20 protein-coding genes and 2 riboswitches are annotated in these 18874 nt (G+C 37.5%); of the genes, 11 read left to right on the top strand and 9 right to left on the bottom strand.

Translation table 11 applies throughout. The features are described 5' to 3' along the window. Positions 1 to 254 precede the first annotated feature (254 nt). Positions 255 to 1247 (top strand): zinc-binding dehydrogenase, encoded by a 993-nt coding sequence (locus BMSHG_RS17295; RefSeq protein ID WP_019155722.1) that lies wholly within the window; start codon positions 255 to 257, stop codon positions 1245 to 1247. A gap of 181 nt (positions 1248 to 1428) precedes the next feature. After that, the gene (locus BMSHG_RS17290) at positions 1429 to 2223 is read left to right on the top strand and encodes an ABC transporter ATP-binding protein (protein ID WP_019155721.1); all 795 of its coding nucleotides are present in this window, start codon (positions 1429 to 1431) and stop codon (positions 2221 to 2223) included. Positions 2224 to 2235: 12 nt separating this feature from the next. On the opposite strand, the gene BMSHG_RS17285 is transcribed toward BMSHG_RS17290, so the two are convergent. Then, positions 2236 to 3420, bottom strand: a complete 1185-nt coding sequence (locus tag BMSHG_RS17285; RefSeq protein ID WP_019155720.1) for an MFS transporter — start codon at positions 3418 to 3420, stop codon at positions 2236 to 2238. A 237-nt stretch (positions 3421 to 3657) separates the two neighbouring features. Here BMSHG_RS17285 and BMSHG_RS17280 point away from each other — a divergent pair, with 237 nt between their 5' ends. Further along, a complete protein-coding gene (locus tag BMSHG_RS17280; protein WP_019155719.1) occupies positions 3658 to 5019 on the top strand; it encodes an aspartate kinase in 1362 nt (453 codons plus the stop codon). Positions 5020 to 5195: 176 nt separating this feature from the next. Here BMSHG_RS17280 and BMSHG_RS28755 read toward each other — a convergent pair whose 3' ends face one another. Further along, positions 5196 to 5369, bottom strand: a complete 174-nt coding sequence (locus tag BMSHG_RS28755; protein ID WP_019155718.1) for a hypothetical protein — start codon at positions 5367 to 5369, stop codon at positions 5196 to 5198. A gap of 113 nt (positions 5370 to 5482) precedes the next feature. Between BMSHG_RS28755 and BMSHG_RS17270 the strand changes: the two genes are divergently transcribed. Further along, positions 5483 to 6718: an alanyl-tRNA editing protein gene (locus BMSHG_RS17270; protein ID WP_019155717.1), complete on the top strand. Its 1236-nt coding sequence runs from the start codon at positions 5483 to 5485 to the stop codon at positions 6716 to 6718. Between the two features lie 41 nt (positions 6719 to 6759). Here the strand turns inward: BMSHG_RS17270 and BMSHG_RS17265 are convergent, their stop codons facing one another. After that, positions 6760 to 7995: a TolB family protein gene (locus BMSHG_RS17265; RefSeq protein WP_019155716.1), complete on the bottom strand. Its 1236-nt coding sequence runs from the start codon at positions 7993 to 7995 to the stop codon at positions 6760 to 6762. A gap of 124 nt (positions 7996 to 8119) precedes the next feature. Then, positions 8120 to 8220, top strand: a riboswitch (TPP riboswitch). A 59-nt stretch (positions 8221 to 8279) separates the two neighbouring features. On the opposite strand from BMSHG_RS17265, the gene thiT reads away from it, so the two are divergent. Together thiT and BMSHG_RS27720 are read left to right on the top strand one after the other, a co-directional pair. After that, complete coding sequence (thiT, locus tag BMSHG_RS17260; protein WP_019155715.1) at positions 8280 to 8852, top strand: energy-coupled thiamine transporter ThiT; 573 nt, start codon at positions 8280 to 8282, stop codon at positions 8850 to 8852. A 57-nt stretch (positions 8853 to 8909) separates the two neighbouring features. Further along, positions 8910 to 9015: riboswitch (SAM riboswitch) on the top strand. A gap of 83 nt (positions 9016 to 9098) precedes the next feature. Then, positions 9099 to 9239 carry a Fur-regulated basic protein FbpA gene (locus BMSHG_RS27720; RefSeq protein WP_019155714.1) on the top strand — a complete coding sequence of 47 codons (141 nt, stop codon included), beginning with the start codon at positions 9099 to 9101 and terminating at the stop codon, positions 9237 to 9239. Here BMSHG_RS27720 and BMSHG_RS17250 read toward each other — a convergent pair. After that, positions 9236 to 10105 carry a VanW family protein gene (locus tag BMSHG_RS17250; RefSeq protein ID WP_019155713.1) on the bottom strand — a complete coding sequence of 290 codons (870 nt, stop codon included), beginning with the start codon at positions 10103 to 10105 and terminating at the stop codon, positions 9236 to 9238. The genes BMSHG_RS27720 and BMSHG_RS17250 overlap by 4 nt on opposite strands. A 173-nt stretch (positions 10106 to 10278) precedes the next feature. Between BMSHG_RS17250 and BMSHG_RS17245 the strand changes: the two genes are divergently transcribed. Together BMSHG_RS17245 and BMSHG_RS17240 are read left to right on the top strand one after the other, a co-directional pair. Then, entirely contained in the window at positions 10279 to 11619 is a 1341-nt protein-coding gene (locus BMSHG_RS17245; protein ID WP_019155712.1) for an MATE family efflux transporter, read from the top strand. Between the two features lie 71 nt (positions 11620 to 11690). After that, complete coding sequence (locus tag BMSHG_RS17240) at positions 11691 to 11942, top strand: hypothetical protein (protein WP_019155711.1); 252 nt, start codon at positions 11691 to 11693, stop codon at positions 11940 to 11942. A gap of 17 nt (positions 11943 to 11959) precedes the next feature. On the opposite strand, the gene qoxD is transcribed toward BMSHG_RS17240, so the two are convergent. From qoxD to qoxA, 4 genes are read right to left on the bottom strand one after another with little or no spacing between them, the layout of a single operon-like run. After that, entirely contained in the window at positions 11960 to 12262 is a 303-nt protein-coding gene (gene qoxD / locus BMSHG_RS17235) for a cytochrome aa3 quinol oxidase subunit IV (RefSeq protein ID WP_019155710.1), read from the bottom strand. Then, the gene (qoxC, locus tag BMSHG_RS17230; RefSeq protein ID WP_019155709.1) at positions 12263 to 12868 is read right to left on the bottom strand and encodes a cytochrome aa3 quinol oxidase subunit III; all 606 of its coding nucleotides are present in this window, start codon (positions 12866 to 12868) and stop codon (positions 12263 to 12265) included. Continuing rightward, positions 12858 to 14834: a cytochrome aa3 quinol oxidase subunit I gene (gene qoxB / locus BMSHG_RS17225; protein WP_019155708.1), complete on the bottom strand. Its 1977-nt coding sequence runs from the start codon at positions 14832 to 14834 to the stop codon at positions 12858 to 12860. Before qoxB ends, qoxC begins: the two co-directional genes overlap by 11 nt. Beyond that, entirely contained in the window at positions 14824 to 15807 is a 984-nt protein-coding gene (gene qoxA / locus BMSHG_RS17220) for a cytochrome aa3 quinol oxidase subunit II (protein WP_019155707.1), read from the bottom strand. The genes qoxB and qoxA overlap by 11 nt, the downstream gene beginning before the upstream one ends. Before the next feature lie 460 nt (positions 15808 to 16267). On the opposite strand from qoxA, the gene BMSHG_RS17215 reads away from it, so the two are divergent. Next, the gene (locus BMSHG_RS17215; RefSeq protein WP_019155706.1) at positions 16268 to 17047 is read left to right on the top strand and encodes an N-acetylmuramoyl-L-alanine amidase; all 780 of its coding nucleotides are present in this window, start codon (positions 16268 to 16270) and stop codon (positions 17045 to 17047) included. 25 nt (positions 17048 to 17072) lie between these two features. Here BMSHG_RS17215 and BMSHG_RS17210 read toward each other — a convergent pair whose 3' ends face one another. After that, the gene (locus tag BMSHG_RS17210) at positions 17073 to 17642 is read right to left on the bottom strand and encodes a cell wall hydrolase (protein WP_019155705.1); all 570 of its coding nucleotides are present in this window, start codon (positions 17640 to 17642) and stop codon (positions 17073 to 17075) included. 249 nt (positions 17643 to 17891) lie between these two features. Between BMSHG_RS17210 and BMSHG_RS17205 the strand changes: the two genes are divergently transcribed. After that, entirely contained in the window at positions 17892 to 18251 is a 360-nt protein-coding gene (locus BMSHG_RS17205) for an aminoacyl-tRNA hydrolase (protein ID WP_019155704.1), read from the top strand. A gap of 61 nt (positions 18252 to 18312) precedes the next feature. Further along, positions 18313 to 18603: a hypothetical protein gene (locus BMSHG_RS26460; protein ID WP_019155703.1), complete on the top strand. Its 291-nt coding sequence runs from the start codon at positions 18313 to 18315 to the stop codon at positions 18601 to 18603. The last annotated feature ends 271 nt before the right edge of the window (positions 18604 to 18874 follow it).

Here is an 18874-nt window from a genome sequence, read left to right as displayed (position 1 = left end):
ATTTCCCGCACTTTCTGTGTCATATTCTGTGGGTTTTATCAGATTTTCAGGAAGTGAATGTCAGAACGTGGCTATTATTGTCAACTGCATTGTCTTATTCGGAGAAATAAATTTGGACATTTACGAAAAGGCCACAATCATTACGAAAACAGCGATTACAAAAAATACACATCGTGAAAGTGCGTAACATTTTTTTTCTGAAGCTATACAGAGTATCATATAAGGAGAAACTAAATTTTTAAGGGGTGACATAAATGAAAGCATTGGTACATGTAGATAAAGTAGGAATCAACGGACTTTCTTATCGTGAAATAGAAGAAGAAACGCCTAAATCAGAAGAAGTAAGGGTGAAATTACTTGGGGCTGGGTTAAATCATCGTGATTTATTTACATTAACCCGTCATAAAGAATCAGAACCACCACTCATTATCGGTTCTGACGGTGCAGGTATTATTGAGGCAGTGGGAGAAGGAGTTACGAACGTACAAGTTGGAGATGAAGTAATAATCAATCCTGGATTAGGATGGAAAGAAAACAGCGATGCTCCACCACCAGGTTTTGAAATAGTAGGACTTCCTTTCCATGGTACGTTTGCCGAAAAAATTGTCATCCCAGCTGAAAATGCAGTACATAAACCAGATTATTTATCATGGGAAGAAGCGAGTGTTTTATCGTTAGCTGCGTTGACTGCTTATCGTGCACTATTTACTAGAGGGAAGGTTCAAGAGGGAATGAAGGTGTTCATTCCTGGAATCGGTAGTGGTGTTGCGACATTTTTATTACAGTTTGCAAAAGCAGCTGGAGCAACTGTTTACGTAAGTTCTCGCTCAAAAGCAAAATGTGATTGGGCACTCGAAATAGGAGCTTCAAGAGCATTTAATAGCGTTGACGATTGGAGTACTGCCTTTGCTGGTGAAAAAATGGACTTAATTATCGAATCTGTCGGGGCTGCGACATTTAACAAATCTTTAGATCAATTACGCCCGGGTGGGACGATTGTGACATTTGGGGCTTCGGCAGGAGATGTCGTGCAATTTGACTTACGCAAGTTTTTCTATGGCCAATTTAATATGTATGGCTCCACGATGGGAAGTGGAGAAGAATATAAAGAAATGCTGGAATTTATGGAGAAACACCAAATAAAGCCTGTTATTGATAAAATCTATAAGCTTAGTGAATTTAGAGAGGCGTTTGCTAGAATGGAAAAAGCAGAGCAACTTGGAAAAATAGGATTTTCGATTGAATAAAAAGCACGGTTCGTAAACCAATTGCCTTTTTCGGATAAGCAAATAATAAAACAAGGGGACGAGTCCCCTTGTTTTTTTGTGTCGTTAATGGAAAATTTGCATCTTTCAGTATATTATTAATGGATAGACGATAAACATCATTCTAAAAAATTGTCACTTTAGAAAAAAGGGAGGGCTTTACGTGATATCGTTAAAAAATGTTTCTCTGATTCGCAATGGGACACCGATCTTGACTAGTTTGAATTGGGATGTTGTAAAAGGTGAGCATTGGGTTCTTTTTGGTCTCAATGGCGCAGGGAAAACAGCTATCCTAAATCTTTTAAATGGTTATCATTTTCCAACACAGGGGCAAGCGATTGTATTCGGTAAAGAGTTTGGCAAGGTAGATATTCGAGAATATATCCGCAGAAAAATCGGACTTGTTTCTTCGTCCCTTCAAGAACGTTTCTACAAGACTGATAATGCCTATGAAATCGTGTTAAGCGGTGCATTTACGTCAATAGGATTGTATGAAACGCCTAATGATGATATGAGGGAAAAGGCTATTAGTCTATTAGAAACTCTCGGCAGTATTAAATATGCAAACAGACAATATGCAACCCTATCGCAAGGGGAGAGACAACGCATTTTAATTGCACGTGCTCTCATGAATGAGCCTGAGCTACTTATTTTAGATGAACCTACTAACGGGCTTGACTTTATGGCAAGAGAGCATTTATTGGAGATGGTTGATCAAATTGCATCACAACCGTCGGGGCCAACTTTACTTTACGTCACCCACCATGTCGAAGAAATATTACCTGTCTTTAGGAAAACATTGCTTTTGAAAGATGGGGAAGTGTTCTCATCAGGAGAAACAGTTGAAATGATTTCTGAGAAGACTTTATCTGCATTTTTCAATATAGAGGTGGATGTCCACTGGCATTATGGTCGGCCATTTCTTACAAAAAGAGAGAAAGCTATCCCTCGTTCATAGGATAGCTCGTTTTTATTCTCTATTTGTTCTTAAAATGATTACATAGATTAGTATCGAAATGAATACTGATACGGCTGATACCATATAAATACTGTTATAGCCAAACCAATGGGCGATTTGGCCAAAGCAGATGGCACCGACACCAACACCTAAATCAAAGAAAGAGAAAAAGGTTGCATTCGCCATCCCTCTTCGATGTGGAGGAGACTCTTTCACTGACCATGCTTGTAGGGCAGGCTGGACAGTACCAAAGCCCAATCCATACAATATTCCCGCAAGATAAAGGATGTAGCTGTTAGGCAACCATGCTAAGAGGATCATGGCAATGATAATTAGGGAAGTCCCAGGGATATAGATAGCACGATGTCCTTTCCGGTCATATAATCTGCCGGCGAAAGTTCTAGAGACAAGCAAAGCCAGTGCGTAAAATAGGAAATACCATTCTATTCCTGAAATTTCTTTTTGCAACGTATAAATGGGTAAGAAAGAGGCGATTCCACCAAATGTAACGGTAATGAAAAAGAGTAATAAAGATGGCGGAATTGCTGTTTTTTCAAAAAGATCCCATTTTTTAGGAGCTGTTGTTACTGGCTCAATCTTCTTATAACGAATAAAAGATGCAAGAACGAGTGAAATGAGTCCAAGAAGAGCACAAATTAGGAATAACTGGGTGAATGATATTTTTCCTGCTAATGCCAGTCCTAATGTGGGACCAAATGCTAAAGCAATATTTCCTGAAAGTCCATAATATCCCATTCCTTCTCCCCGTTTATTGGCAGGAATTAGGTCTGTTGCGATCGTTCCAGATGCAGTTGTTGAGAATCCCCAACCAACTCCTTGAACCATTCTCATTGCGAAAAGGAAAAATAAACTGTGAATAAGACCGTACGTACCAACTGACAGAATAAAAATAGCTAGGCCGATTAAAAAGACGAATCTTCTTCCTTTCGATTCAAGAGCCTTCCCGGCAAAAGGTCGCATGATGAGAGCTGAGAATGTGAAAATACCAACAACGAGTCCGATTAATTGATCGTTGCCTCCTAACTCTTCAACAAATAGGGGGAGTGTCGGCAATGTCATCTGAAAGCCAAGAAAAATAAAGAAATTGGAAAAAACGATTAACGTGAAATCTTTCGTCCAAATTTTTTCGGATTGCATATATTCTTTTGGTGCTTCTTTTGAAACCGATTGACTCATAGAAAAATCCTTCCTAATAATTATTTAGTAACACTAAATAATAGTTTACATCATTTACAATAAAAATCCATTGTGAGAATAGATTTTTTATGAACCCATCTAAAATTCCATCTGGAAAATACAAATGTGCGCCACAGGAGAAAAAACACTTGATTCTTTATTTGTTTAAGCTGATAATAAATACTAAATATTACTTATTTGAAAAGTCGAAAATTAAAATAACAGGGGATGTCTGTCATGAAGGTCGTGAAGTTTGGAGGCTCTTCCTTAGCAACAGGTTCACAGCTTAAAAAAGTTCTATCAATAGTTGAATCTGATTCAACTCGAAAAATTATTGTTGTTTCAGCACCAGGGAAGAGGTTTGCAGGAGATATTAAAGTAACAGATTTATTAATTGAATGTGCCAGGAAAGCATTAAATGGAGAAGATGTAACAGAGAGTGTATCTTCTGTAATTGAGCGCTATGAGAGTATTGCGCTTGAACTCCAATTATCGTTTGAAATTATTGAGGAAATCCGCAGTCATCTTCTGAATTTATTAAACGCTGAAAAAAGAAGCAGTAACCATTTTGTTGATGCCATTAAGGCAAGTGGTGAAGACAATCATGCAAAGCTAGTGGCAAATTATTTTCAGAAAAGAGGTCTCAACGCCAAGTATATTAATCCAAAGGATGCCGGTTTATTTGTAACAAATGAAACAGGTCATGCTCAAGTTTTGCCAGAATCTTATGAACATTTGTATTCGTTAAGAGAACAAAGTGGGGTATTGGTATTTCCAGGATTCTTTGGCTATACAAAAGAAGGCGTGATTGCCACGTTTTCGAGAAGTGGTTCAGATATAACAGGTTCTATTTTAGCAAATGGAGTTAGAGCGGATCTATACGAAAATTTCACCGACGTTGATGCTGTTTACTCTGTGAATCCGAATATTGTTGAGAATCCCAATGAAATTTCAGAGCTAACCTATCGGGAAATGCGAGAATTATCCTATGCTGGTTTTTCCGTTTTTCATGATGAAGCACTTATCCCAGCATTTCGTGCTGGTATTCCGGTAAATGTGAAAAATACAAATAACCCTTCTGCACCGGGTACGAGAATTGTTAGTCGAAGAGTTCAGAATAATGGGCCTGTTGTAGGGATTGCGAGTGATAAAGGGTTTTGCAGTATTTACGTTAGCAAGTATTTGATGAATAGGGAAATCGGTTTTGGGCGTAAACTGCTTACGATACTCGAACAATTTGAAATATCGTATGAACATATCCCGTCAGGAATCGATGAGATCACGATCATATTGAGACAAGACCAACTGCATTCAGAGACTGAAGAGGATATATTGGAACGAATTAAAAGTGAATTAAATGCAGATGAAGTAAAAATGGAGCACAATATTTCACTTATTATGATTGTTGGAGAAGGAATGAAACAGAATGTTGGAATTACGGCTAGGGCAGCAAAAGCGTTAGCAAATGCCGGGGTCAACATTGAAATGATTAATCAAGGGTCTTCCGAGGTTAGTTTGATGTTTGGAGTAAAGGAAGCGAATGAGAAAAAAGCTGTAAAAGCGATATATGAGGAATTTTTTGCACCGGTACTCGTATAATAAGAGGTTATACGGTCTACATCTGAGCTCCATAATAGTTGTTTTGATATATAAGAACAATCGTTTAAAAGGGGCCACAAAGACAACACGATTTCGTGTTGTCTTTTCACGTTTATCTAAATCAGAAACCTAAGTAATTAAAACGGCCATAGACTATGTAACGTTACAAAACAACTTTAGCTAGAAACACTTCGTTCAATTGCACTATCCCAATCTGGAAAATAGTGAAGGGCACTTCTCATAAGATGTGGGTTTGCCTTTTTGATGAATTTTTTGCTAAGGTTAGATCCACTCGAATTCAAACGTCTAATCTCATCAAGCACTTCAGCAGAGCTCATTGTAACCTCCATTCCATGACCTCCTTTCCTGCATTGATATCTATATCTTCACCTAACAAAAAAATATTTATTCAAGTTTCTGTATTTTTAGTTAAAATTATCTCATAATGGAAGGAGACTCTCATTTGAAAGGAAGCGAATACGTGACGCAAAAATTATATTATAAAGATGCATACATAAAAGAATTTATCACAAAAGGTTTGGAGCAAAATCAAGATCATAGTGGTAGGTGGTATATTATTTTAAATGAAACCGCCTTTTACCCTACTGGTGGTGGACAACCTTGTGATCTTGGAACACTCAATGGTGTGAGGGTACTAGAGGTGGAAGAAACGGAAGAGGAAATCCGTCATTATGTGGAAGAAAGATTAGAGAATATAGGGAAGGTTAAGGGGGAAATTGATTGGAGCAGAAGATTTGATCATATGCAGCAGCATGCTGGACAACATATTTTAACAGCTGCATTTGAAGAACTTTTCCAGATTAGAACCGTTAGTTTTCATCTTGGAAAAGAATTCTGTACCATTGATTTGGAAATAGAAAATTTATCAGAAGAGATCCTTTTTGAAGTAGAGAGAAGGGCCAATGACATTATTCTTGAGAATCGTCCGATTGAAGCAAAATGGGTATCACATTCTGAAGCAAGTGAATACAAACTGAGAAAAGAATTGTCAGTCACAGAAGATATAAGACTTGTCATTATTCCTGATTATGATTATAACGGTTGTGGTGGTACGCACCCAAGAGCGACAAGTCAGGTAAGTGTGATAAAGATTCTTGACTGGGAGAAACAAAAAAACATGGTGCGCGTTCGCTTTATTTGTGGAAAGAGAGTCCTTATTCATTTGCATCAAAAGCATTTCATATTAAAAGAGCTAGGTCAGTTATTAAGTGCTCCAGAAGACCAGCTACCAGTCGTTACAAATAAACTAGTTGATGCGAACAAAGCACAAGCCAAATCGATCGCAAATCTACAAGAAACACAATTACAATTTGAAGCCGAACAACTGCTGAAATCAGTTAATGAATGGGCTGGAGAAAAAGTTATCGAGCATGTTTTTGAAAATAGACCGGTTCAACAGCTTCAAAAACTAGCTCGTCTCATCACGGAAAAGAATTTAGCAATCAATGTGTTTTTTGTAGCAGAAAATGGCGATAAATTACAATTTGTATTTTCTCGCGATCAACATGCATCCTTTAATATGAAAGCAATCGTTAAAGATATTCTCCCCGTGATAAATGGAAAAGGTGGAGGCAGTGACTCATCTGCACAAGGTGGTGGAGCCGCAATCATTAGGGGAAAAGAGATCCTAACGCAAATTCAAAAATGTATCCAAACGAAGAATTTCACTAAAATCTAAAGATCCATTTTAGTTTAGTAATGGATCTTTAGATGAATAATTTATTTCTCGAAAAACTCTATATCGTCAACGTTCTTCAACCATAGTTTTGCATTAGAACCATCTGTATCCGCAATCCAAAGATTGCGATTTTGATCGGTAATCGATGTACCTCGATACCAAATCAATTTATTGATTGACTTGAGATAATAAGGATCATAATCACCATGGCCATTTGCTGCTTCAGTAATTTGCACTTGTTTTTCACTGTTCAGTTTAATCGAGTAGAGTGAAGGCAATGGATGTTCAGAAAACTCATTTGACCATTCTTTTGCCTCTACTCTCGAGGTTACGATTGATTGATCATCAGTCCAGGTGAAATTCAGTTCTGCAAACTTCGATGGTGTTAACGATGAAACAGGAAACTCTTTATATTTCAAGTCTTTCCCTTTAAAACCAAATACGATTCTGCCCCCGCCAGCAATATAGGCTAAAATATCCTTGTTTGGCGCCCATTTTGGTGCTCCTACACCATAGATGACTTCATCTAAAAGCTCAAATTTCTTTTCATCATTCGATAGTACGCAAAGCATATTGCTATCCATCGCAAGGGAAGCAGTAGGGGAAACAATCAATGAAAGCCGTTTCCCACTAGGAGAGCGGTTTAAAAAGTCGATATTATTTGACATAACATATTTATTGTCTATTCTCAATTCTTTAGGAACTACTAATACTTCATTAATACCTCCAAAAACATTTACTTTGTTTATTTTTTTCGGCAATTCTTTCTTATAGATGATAGGACTAGTCCAACCGTCAGGCTTTAAATCTGCTTGAGAGGAGAGGAGAAAACCTTGGCCATTCGGTAACCATATATAGCTTGCAACTCCAACAGCGATGTTATGGAATTCATTTAAATCAGATATATTTAAGACGCCGTTGTTTATGAATGCAACTATATTCCTTTTCGGAGCCCAATGTGGTTGATTGCCGTCATAAAAGATTTTCTTTTTTTCTTTTGTTTCTAAATTGTACACCCATATTTCCTGCTGAATTTCATTGTTTTGAAGGGCGGATGCCGTTTCCTTTTGATAAAGCAACCATTTACCGTCATGAGACCATTGTGGGTGATGTATTTTTCCAGTATGTGTGATTTGAGTTTCTTGATTGTTGACTAAAATCCACAGATTTCCATCTCTTATAAAGGTAGCTTTTATATCTTTCATCGAAGCTGTAACGGTATGATTAGTTAATGATAACAAAATGAAACATAATATGAACAAGGACCATTTTTTCATAGCGCACCTCATATGTTTTTGTCCCTCATAATTTTCGATTTTTTCCTTTATATTATACAGGTCTAAAGAAATCACTACACAAATAGTGAAAATTAAGCTATACTGTATGAGACAAATGGATAGCGAAAACCACAAGGGGAGCTAAATAGCTGAGAGTGAACGTTTTGTTCTGACCCTTCGAACCTGTTAGTTAATGCTAGCGCAGGGATGTGGATTATGATATTGGAATGATCTCATCTTCTTCTCCCTTGTGTTTTCGTGTGGAAAAAAGGGGGATTTTTTTTATGAAAAAATTGAGCTTATTGGCGTTGATTGAGGCTTCGTTTTTTGCTGCTTTTGCCTTAATCCTAGACTTACTTCCATCTATAGACCTTGGTCCATGGATATCAATCTCTTTCGCAATGGTACCTATTTTTATCCTTGCTTTTCGTTGGGGGTTTAAGGTTAGTTTTTTAGCAGGATTTATTTGGGGGCTATTACAGTTTGCGATGGGTGATGCCTATTTCCTAACACTTATTCAGTTTTTAATTGAGTATTTTATTGCTTTTGCTTTTATTGGATTTGCTGGTTTTTTCTTTAAACCAATACAAGCAGAGTTCCAAAAAGGGAATAAGAAGAAGGCACTTGGTTGGGTCGTGCTCGCCATCTTTGTTGGAAGTGTGGCTCGTTATTTTTGGCACTTTATTGCTGGTATCGCCTTTTGGGGAAGCTATGCACCAGAAGGAATGTCACCTGTTGCTTATTCACTCGTTGTTAATGGAGGAGCGATGCTAGGTTCAGCCGTGTTATGTGCCATTGTGTTAGTCGCATTATTAGGTAACGCACCAAGACTTGTAAAAGTTCGGGCAACTAGATAATTGACAGAATGATTGATGTGTTTTATAGTATTCCTATAAATTTAATATGATTAATTTCACTTATCCAGAGAGGTGGAGGGATTTGGCCCTATGAAACCTCGGCAACAGACTTTTTTAGAGAACTGTGCCAATTCCAACAAGCTTTTTGCTTGAAAGATAAGATGAGCGGTTTAAAGAAAACCTCTTCTTATTGATTGAAAAATGGATAAGAAGAGGTTTTTTGTCGCTTTGAAGGAGGAATCTATATTGAATAAGAGAGATGTACTGATTGAAAAATTGATCGATTTTGGAATATTTAAGATTAAGGATAAGCAATTGTTTGAATTACCCATTGATGATTTAGAACAAGAGTTAAAAAGGATCATGCAAAGTAAAAAAATACGCTAATAGGTGATTTTTCGAGGTTGATAATTAATATCCTCTGAGGAGTAGACAAATACGATCACCATTCCACCGATCACCTTGGCCCGTATCAAAATAGGTTGATTGTATTCATTTTTAAAAGAGAAGTCTGGTCCATACCAACTAACTGTTGCATCTCTTCCAGGCGGGACATATGGCACATGTTTGCTATGAGAAAATCGTTCAACCATTGTAACACCAGAATAGTCAACAGCATTAAAGAGAGTGGAGGACACTTGACAGATTCCTCCGCCAATACCTTCAATCAATTCACCTTTCACAATTTCAGGGGCTTTCATATACCCTTTTTCAACGGTGCGTTGACCAACTACTTTATTGAATGAGAAAATTTCGCCAGGAAATACAACCTCATTATTGATTGCTTCAACAGCTAATGCAATATTGTTGGAACGAGCTTTATTTCGTGAATTAAAATAGGTTATGTATTGACCGATTCGTTTTGTCCGGATGATTGAGAGGAGTTCGCTATCGACTTTTGGATAAACCCTTATTTTTGGTACTTCTAATGTGGATAATCGATTATTAAAATAATATTGAAAAAATTGCTCGGTGAATGCATGACGATTCAGTTTAGATCCAACTTTTTCTGGAATAATATTCCCGGAGTCACTTAAGGTTGCAACTTCAGGTTTTACCTCTATTTGTTGTTCAATTTGACTTAATAATTGTTCGTACTTGAACGGATCTACTAGTTCTAATCCAGGCATTGGCAAGGTGATATCCTTTCGATTAACAATGGCAAGTGTATCATCATTCTCTTTAATTTGAAGTGGTAGTCCGTTTTGAGGGTGAATTAATAAGAGTATGCTTAACATCCATGAAACGTGCATAATGTTCCTCCTCAAATTGCTTTCTTCCCGAGCAATCCTCCATCGAATTAGTCTAACTCAGTCTATTTTTTTAATATTGAACGGAAATTATTCTTGACCATAAGAGTTTTTCCTAGCATCCTTATATAAAGTTCGAAATAATGAGATGAGAAAAAAAGAAAAAGGTGTCTTGTATGAATGCACACGATTTTACAAAAGGAAACATTGTCAAACAACTTTTTTGGTTTTCAACTCCGATTATGTTTACGAATCTCCTTCAAGTTTCCTATCAATTTATAGACAGTCTGTGGGTTGGGAATTTATTGGGAGCTAACTCGCTTGGCGCAATAACGATTGCAAGTACTGTCATCTTTACCGTACTTTCTTTTATTATTGGCATTAACAATGCAACATTAACGATTCTATCCCAGCAAAAAGGGAAGGAAGATAGTACCGGCTTAAAAACCTATTTAAATGCATTTGTCGTTCTCTTAACGACACTCGGCTTTTCATTGGGACTGGTTGGCTTTTTTTTATCAGAAAGGATTTTAATCTGGTTGCAAACACCAAAAGAGATGATCACAGAAGGCACGATTTATTTACAAATTAACTTCATAGGGATCTTATTTCTTCTTGGCTATAACTTTATTGCTACTGTTTTAAGATCTTTAGGGGACAGTAAAACACCATTAAAGTTTGTTCTGTTGGCGGTTATATTGAATGCTATCCTTGATCCGATATTCATTTCTGGATTGAATTTTGGGATTCATGGGGCAGCACTTGCAACGATTTTGGCACAGGGTATAGCATTTCTATATGGATTATTAATTGTTCTACGTAATAAGTTGGTGCCATTTTCAATTCCTTTCTTACCAACAAAAACAGAGGTTGTCCTTATTTTAAAGCTTGGAATTCCATCAGGATTACAAATGATGGTCATTTCTGCAGGTGTCATGGCGATAATGAGTGTAGTCAATTCGTTCGGTAAAGATGTTGTAGCTGGATTCGGCGCTGCTCAGCGGATAGATAGTTTAATCATGCTTCCAGCAAGTGCACTAGGCACTGCGGTAAATAGTATGGCTGGCCAAAATATTGGGGCCAATCAGTGGGAGCGGGTGAAGAAAATTGCTACATATGCAGTTTTGTATAATTTCACCATGATGTTAGTGATAGCTGGTTTGGTTATTTTCTTAGCTCGTTTAGGGATAAGTCTATTTATTACCGAAAACGATGCAGTCCAATTTGGAACAGTGTATTTGCAAATGATTGCCCTATTTTATCCTTTTCTTGGAATTAATTTTGTTTTAAATGGCATTGTCCGCGCATCTGGAGCTATGTTTCAAGTACTTGTGCTTAACATTATTTCGTTCTGGATATTGCGCTATCCACTCACCTATTTGTTTTCTTCATTTTTTGGTGAAAAAGGAATCGCTCTCGGAATGGGTGCAAGCTTTTTTATAAGTAGCATCATTGCTTTTTCATATTATCGTTTTGGGAAGTGGAATCGAAAAACTATCTTTAGTCAAGAAAAATAGCTCATCTCCTTAAAAAAAGTTTGACAAATTTGTGAACTTTTCGTTAAATAATGGTAAAGGGGATGAAATGGATGACTGAAAAACAACTTAAGAATATGCTTTTCTTTAAGAAATTGACGAGTTTCGGGATTTTGATTGGCCTTCTTGTATTTTTATCAAGCTTCTTTGTAAGCGGTCCCAGCGCTCCGTATCAATTATCAATTGGAATTAGCATCATGGTTTCGTCCATGCTTTTATTTGGATTTGGAATGTTTTTACCGTTGATGGAAGAGGTAAGTAGTGAAGATATAAATGAACAGAAAAAACCCTCTAGCTTATCATAAAGCTAGAGGGTTTTTTCTTAGTGAGTAGCGTGGCCTGCTGACATGACCCAAATGGAGCCGACAACGATGACAACAGTCATAAATACTCCATAGATGATATTAATCACATTTGTTTTCCCGTCTTCACCTTCACGCAAATGCATAAACATAAAGAGTTGAATCCCTGCTTGAAGGACAGCGAGAGTTCCAATAATCCACATAATCACTTTAAACGATAGATTCGTTTTTAAAGCGATGAATGCTGCTCCAAAGGTGAGGACTAAGGAAAAAATGAATCCAAGCACATGACTGATTGGAAAACGATTTGAATGTTTCTCCATTTAACCCACCATCCCTTTTAAATACACGAACGTAAAGATAAAAATCCAGACAACATCAAGGAAATGCCAGTATAGTCCGATAATAAATGTTTTTCGGGCAGTTGTAGGCGTTAAGCCTCTGCGAATCAATTGAATAATAACCATGGAAGCCCAAATGATACCGAATGTCACGTGGGCACCGTGTGTACCGAGTAATACGAATAAACTAGAGAGAAACGCACTTGTTTGCATGGTTGCACCTAAATGGACATAGTGAATAAATTCATTAATTTCCATATATAAGAACCCAGCTCCAAGTAAAAGGGTAATCACTAACCAGATAATGAGTCCTTTTAATTGATGACGACGCATCTCGAAAATCGCTATACCCATCGTAAAACTACTTGTTAAGAGAAGAACCGTTTGAATGAGAACATCTTTAATCATAATGATATCCTGATGAGTTGGTCCACCAGCATAGCGCTCGTAAAGAACCCCATATACACCGAAGAGGGTAGCAAACAGAACAATTTCAGCACCAAGGAAAATCCAAAATCCAAGGATATTTAATCGATTTTGTTCAGTTTGGTATTCTAATGGCAAGGAATGATTGATATTACTTGACATATTTATTCACCTCTCCTTCCACGTTTCTCCACTTACGTTCTGTTTCTTTAATTTCATCAATATGAACATGATAGCCTTCATCATAATCGAAGGTGCGGTAAATTAAGCCGGCAATAATCCCGATTGCTCCAATAGCAGCTGCAATATGCCATTCGAATACAAGGAAAAATCCTGCGATTCCAAAGAATATCCCCATAATGAATGGAAGCCCTGAATTGGAAGGCATATGAATTTCTTCAATTTCGCTCTCTTTTATCGTTAAACCTTCGTTGTTTTTCTTCATTTTCCAGAATGGATCAAGACCGTCTATGACTGGTAGTTTCGCAAAATTATAGTGTTGAACAGGGGAAGCAGTCGCCCATTCAAGTGTACGAGCATCCCATGGGTCTCCTGTAATATTGCGATCTGCATAGCGAATACTCCAATAAATGTTGTAACAGAATGCAGCGAAACCTGCAGCCAGTATGACAGAACCTAAAGCTGAAATAAGGAATAATGGTGCAAATCCTGATTCAACAGAGTAGGTGAATGAACGGCGAACCGCACCGTCAAGCCCAAGGAAGAACATTGGCATAAAGGTTGCGTTAAAGCCAATCACGAATAACCAGAAATGCCATCTACCGATTTTTTCATTCAATGTAAAACCAAACATTTTTGGCCACCAATAATAAAGAGCGGCAAAGACAGCAAAGACAACTCCTGGAATGATGGTGTAATGGAAATGGGCCACTAGAAATAGTGTGTTGTGATATTGATAATCTGCTGCACCCATTCCAAGCATAACACCTGTCACTCCGCCGATCATAAAGCATGGGACAAACGCTAATGCCCAAAGCATGGCATTTGACATTTTGATTCGACCTTTACGCATCGTAAAGAGCCAGTTAAATATTTTGATTCCTGTTGGAACGGCGATTGCCATCGTTGTGATCGAGAAAATAGAGTTAACAGCTGGTCCAGAACCCATTGTATAAAAATGGTGCACCCATACGACCATACTCAAGAAGGCAATAATCAAGATTGATAGTACCATTGATTTATAGCCAAATAGAGTTTTACGTGAAAACGTCGAAATAATCTCTGAATAGATTCCAAAAGCAGGCAGCACTAGAATATAAACTTCTGGGTGTCCCCATAACCAGAACAGGTTGGCCCAAAGCATATCAAGTCCTCCACCAGATAAGGTAAAGAAGTGTGCGCCGTATAAACGGTCAAAAGTCATTAAAGCTAATGCCACCGTGAAAATTGGGAATGCGGCAATGATAATGACTGACGCAATAAAAGAAGTCCAAGTAAACATCGGCATCTTCATTAAAGTCATGCCTTTTGTACGCATTTTAAGAATGGTGACGACAAAGTTGATCCCGGATAATAATGTCCCGATTCCTGCTATTTGCAAGGCTACGGCATAGTAATTGTTCCCGATCCCTGGCGAGAATTCTTTACCAGCTAAAGGGAAGTACGATGTCCATCCAGCATCAGGAGAACCACCGATGACAAATGAAATATTGAATAGCATGGCACCACTGAAAAATAACCAGAAGCTTAGTGCATTCAATTGAGGAAAGGCAACATCACGAGCCCCGATTTGCAAAGGGATCACGACGTTCATAATCCCGATAAGCATTGGCATTGCCATGAAAAGAATCATAATAACGCCATGTGTTGTGAAAATTTCATTGTAATGCTGGGCATCCAAAAATTCCATTTCAGGTCTAGACGTTTGAGCCTTCATTAATAGACCGTCCATTCCCCCGCGGAAAAACATTAAGACCCCAGCAATAATGTACATAATCCCGATTCTTTTATGATCAACAGTTGTGATCCATTCAGACCAAAGCCACTTCCATTTTTTTAAATAAGTGACTCCAGCTACGATCCCAACCATCGTTAAAACAATCGCAATTTGTGAACCTAGAATCAATGGATCGCCTGTAATAAAAAATTCATCCCATTTAATGTCCACTATGGTCACCTCCGTGTTCTGTTTCTTCGTGATGATCGTGCTCATCTGTCATATCTTCGTTTTTATTTTGGTAGTTATCTTCTTCTTCAAATATTTTTCCTTGGTAACCATGACCACGATAAAGCTCAGGATTTGTATATGTTTTTGAATGATGGTCGGCATGGTTGACCCATTCTAGATGCGTATTTGAAAAAGTCAATCTACCTAAATGTGTTGGTTTTAATAAATCTTCATATTCTGCTTCCGTTAGCTTTGGTGCAGTATCTTTTACTTCTTCCACCCATTCGTCGTATTCAGCACGCGTTTGTGCCAATACTTCAAATTTCATATCCGCATAGCCACGACCATTAAAGTTCGTATTTTGCCCTTCATATGAACCGGAGTGATCGGCAACTAAATACATCTCAGTCTCCATTTTCCCCATCGTGTATTTCTGTCCACCAAGTGCTGGTACCCAGAAAGATTGCATCGTACTTGCAGATGTTAATTTGAAAAGAATGGGTGTATCTTCAGGTATATTCACATAGTTTACCGTTTCAATGCCTTCTTCTGGATAGCTAAAAATCCACTTCCAGTCAGCAGATGTAACATGTATGGTAATAGGTTCCTTATCTTCGTAACCTTGTGGAACCTCTTCTAATGCATATAGTGTTTTAACAGTAGGAATCGTTAAGGCAAGAACGATAAGAATGGGGATTGCTGTCCAGATGATTTCCAATATCGTACTTCCATGTTCATCAGGTGGCTCATAGTCCAAATTCTCTTTTCTTTCACGATATTTCCACACGATATAACCAAATAATCCAAATACGACGACGACTACAAGTAACATCCAAATCAAAGACCAATTGATTAGTTCTGTGATACTTCGTGCTACAGGACCTTGCGGGTCAAACACAACTAATTTTGACTCGCATCCACTAAGGAATAACAGGGGTGCAGTTGTCAAAAAGGCGAATATTCCTTTTTTCATTAAATGTCAACTCCTTATCAGTAAAGTTTCTTTTCCCGAAAGTGCTTGGAAAGAATCATAAAAGATTCGAAAAATTGTCACAAAATGTTCATAAATTCACAAACTTTTTCAAAAATAAAACATGTCTGACGAAAATCTACAAACATATCGTTTCACTATAACGATGAATCACTACTATTCTATGTAGAATACGATGAAGTTTTTTGTTGGATAATGAAACGGACATATTGTTCAATTATTCACATTTGTCTAAAAAGACATGCACGTTCGGAAAAGAAGGGTTCTTTTTAATGTATTAACACTGTGTATATGATGATAACATAATTATTGAATGATAATTGTTACAAAAATAGTAAGGAATAAATTTACATTTTTCGAGGAGGAATTTAAATAGATAGATGTAGACGAATGTACAAGCAAAATCTCGCTTCATATCATATAAGATCATGAGGTGATGAAATTGGTCAAAATTTATGTAGATCCCGGTCATGGTGGAAGTGACCCGGGTGCCCAAGGCAATGGACTACAAGAGAAAAATCTAACATTGGATATTGCCATAAGGATACGAGATATTCTTATCAATGAATATGAAGATGTGGAAGTAAGAATGAGTCGTACTGGAGACATAACGGTCAGCTTAGAACAAAGAACGAATGATGCAAATTCGTGGGGCGCAGACTATTTTTTATCCATTCATATTAACGCCGGTGGTGGTACAGGCTTTGAAAGTTATCGTTACCCCAATGCGTCGTCGCAAACCGCTAGATATCAAAGTGTTATTCACCCCGAAATTGTTCTAGAAAGTTTATTTCGTGATCGAGGGATGAAGGTGGCAAATTTTCATGTTCTTCGTGAAACGAGAATGTCTGCTTTGTTAACGGAGAATGGATTTATTGATCATGCAACAGATGCTTCAAGATTAGAGGATGATAGCTTTAGAGAAAGTATTGCCTGTGGACATGTCATCGGCCTAGAAAAGGCATTTCAACTGAGAAAAAAGTCTAATTCTACTCCAGGAACATTGTATCGCGTTCAAATTGGTGCGTTTGAAAGTGGGGAAAATGCACTTCAATTAGCAAGACAAGCTGCAATGAATGGATTTACAACTCATATATTTGAAGAAAGTTCTCTTTACAAAGTTCAAATTGGTGCTTTTTCGATTAGGGAGAATGCTGACAATCTCGCTCAAGAAGCACGAAATAAGGGCTTTGACGTCATTGTCGTTCAAATAAATCCCTAAAAAATAAGCACCCTTTACGGAGTGCTTATTTTGCGAAAATATGATTGCCGATTTTAATGGTTGTTGTTTTTGCCCGTAACCATGTGTTCGTCGTTTTAGCAGGATTATAGAAATAAAGAGAGCCGCTTCCTTGACCTCGGAAAGCAAGAGCTTCCTTGACTGCTTTTTTAGATTCAGAACTTGCAGCCTTGTTGATTTGCCCATTACTTACAGGGGTAAATTGGTCAGTTTGATAAATAACAGCATTTACTGTATTGGGGAAAAGCGAACTATCGACGCGATTTAGTACAACTGTTGCAACAGCTACTTTTCCTGCGTATGATTCACCCTTTGCTTCAGCTTCAACGAGCCTTGCTAATAATTCTTTTTCAGAATTTGTTACAGAAGAAGCTGGAATAGTAAGCTTTTGCCCAATTGATAACATACTATTTGTAGCTTTGTTTGCGGACATGAATGATTTTACTGGGATACCATACTGCATTCCTATTTTCCAGTAGGTATCACCTTTGTTCACAGTATGTGTCGCGGCAAGGCTGCTACCTACACCGACTAACATAATCGTTAAAAATGCCATGAAAGAAATGATTTTTTTCATCTTTCTTACCTCCTTTAACATTCCCATATACCTTATCATGATAGATTGATAGGAACATCCTCTACTATTTTCCAGTAGTGTCAAACCATTGCTATGACTGAGACAAGTTTCAAAAAGTGTAAAGATTGTCATGGGAAAGAAATATAATTAGTAGATTTCTGACTTAAAATGAAAAAACTCATAAACATCTGTTTGATACCGTATACATAATATAGGTTGAATTTTGTAGGCTGTCAGAGGGGTGATAAAGTGGATAACGAAATCATTCAATATTTTGTCGTGAATAATGATTTGAAGATGGAAGCGGGGAAAGTAGCAGCCCAAGTTGCCCATGCTGCAACCATTTCTACGATTAATATGGTAAGTGCAAGTAATTGTCAATTCCCTGACTACTTTGACTATTTTGTCGAATGGTACCAATCTGGCATGAGTAAAATTGTCTTAAAAGGAACAGAAGAAGAACTTTTTAGACTGAAGGAAAATGGTTTTTATACGATTAGAGACAGAAGTTATCAAGAGGAACCAAAAGGGGCCCTTACTGTTGTCTCCTTACCACCAATGCCTAGAATTATTGGTCAAAGATTTATTGGAGAATTTTCATTATATTAATTTGGAAGAAGGAGAAGCTTTACCTAAGGTCTCATGAAGTAAAATAAGGGGGTAGAGGCGAATGGGTTTGTTTTTTAATCGCTGGTCCTTTTATTTATCTTTCATTAGTATTGGCTTTGTCTTTCTTGCTTCATCTAATTCGATGAAAGAGCGAATAATTAAATGGTTCGGTATTCATCCTTTGCAAATATTGTTCTATTTTACGATATTGGTGCTTGTATTTGGCATTATTGGTTTTAGCGCCGTCAATAATTGGAGCAGTGCTCTTCGAAGTATTTTTACGGTAGGTTTTACGTTAGTGCTTACAGTCTTTCTAGCATACATTATTTATGTTGGGCAATTACTAGAATAAAGGCCAATGCAGTTTATTACACTGCATTGGCTTTTATTGTTTTTTAGGAAATTATAGATTTCGCAGTTGTGTATAACTTTGTTACGAAGTGTATCTACGTCTAGCGCAAGCAGCCATAGCCTAACAAACTTCAGGTCCCCTCCCTACGATAAGTCAACCAAGAATTGCTATCTCAATTCAGGTTTCCTATATCGAAAGAACAGGCCCTTCCAGTTATGTACGGCGATGTTCGAGGCGCCCCGCGCTTTTGTTCTTGTCTTGGAATTTATAA

It is taken from the genome of Robertmurraya massiliosenegalensis JC6 (assembly GCF_000311725.1).
GTDB classification, from domain to species: Bacteria; Bacillota; Bacilli; order Bacillales; family Cytobacillaceae; genus Robertmurraya; species Robertmurraya massiliosenegalensis.
Note: the sequence above shows the minus strand (reverse complement) of the source record. Positions and strands in the feature narration are given on the sequence as shown.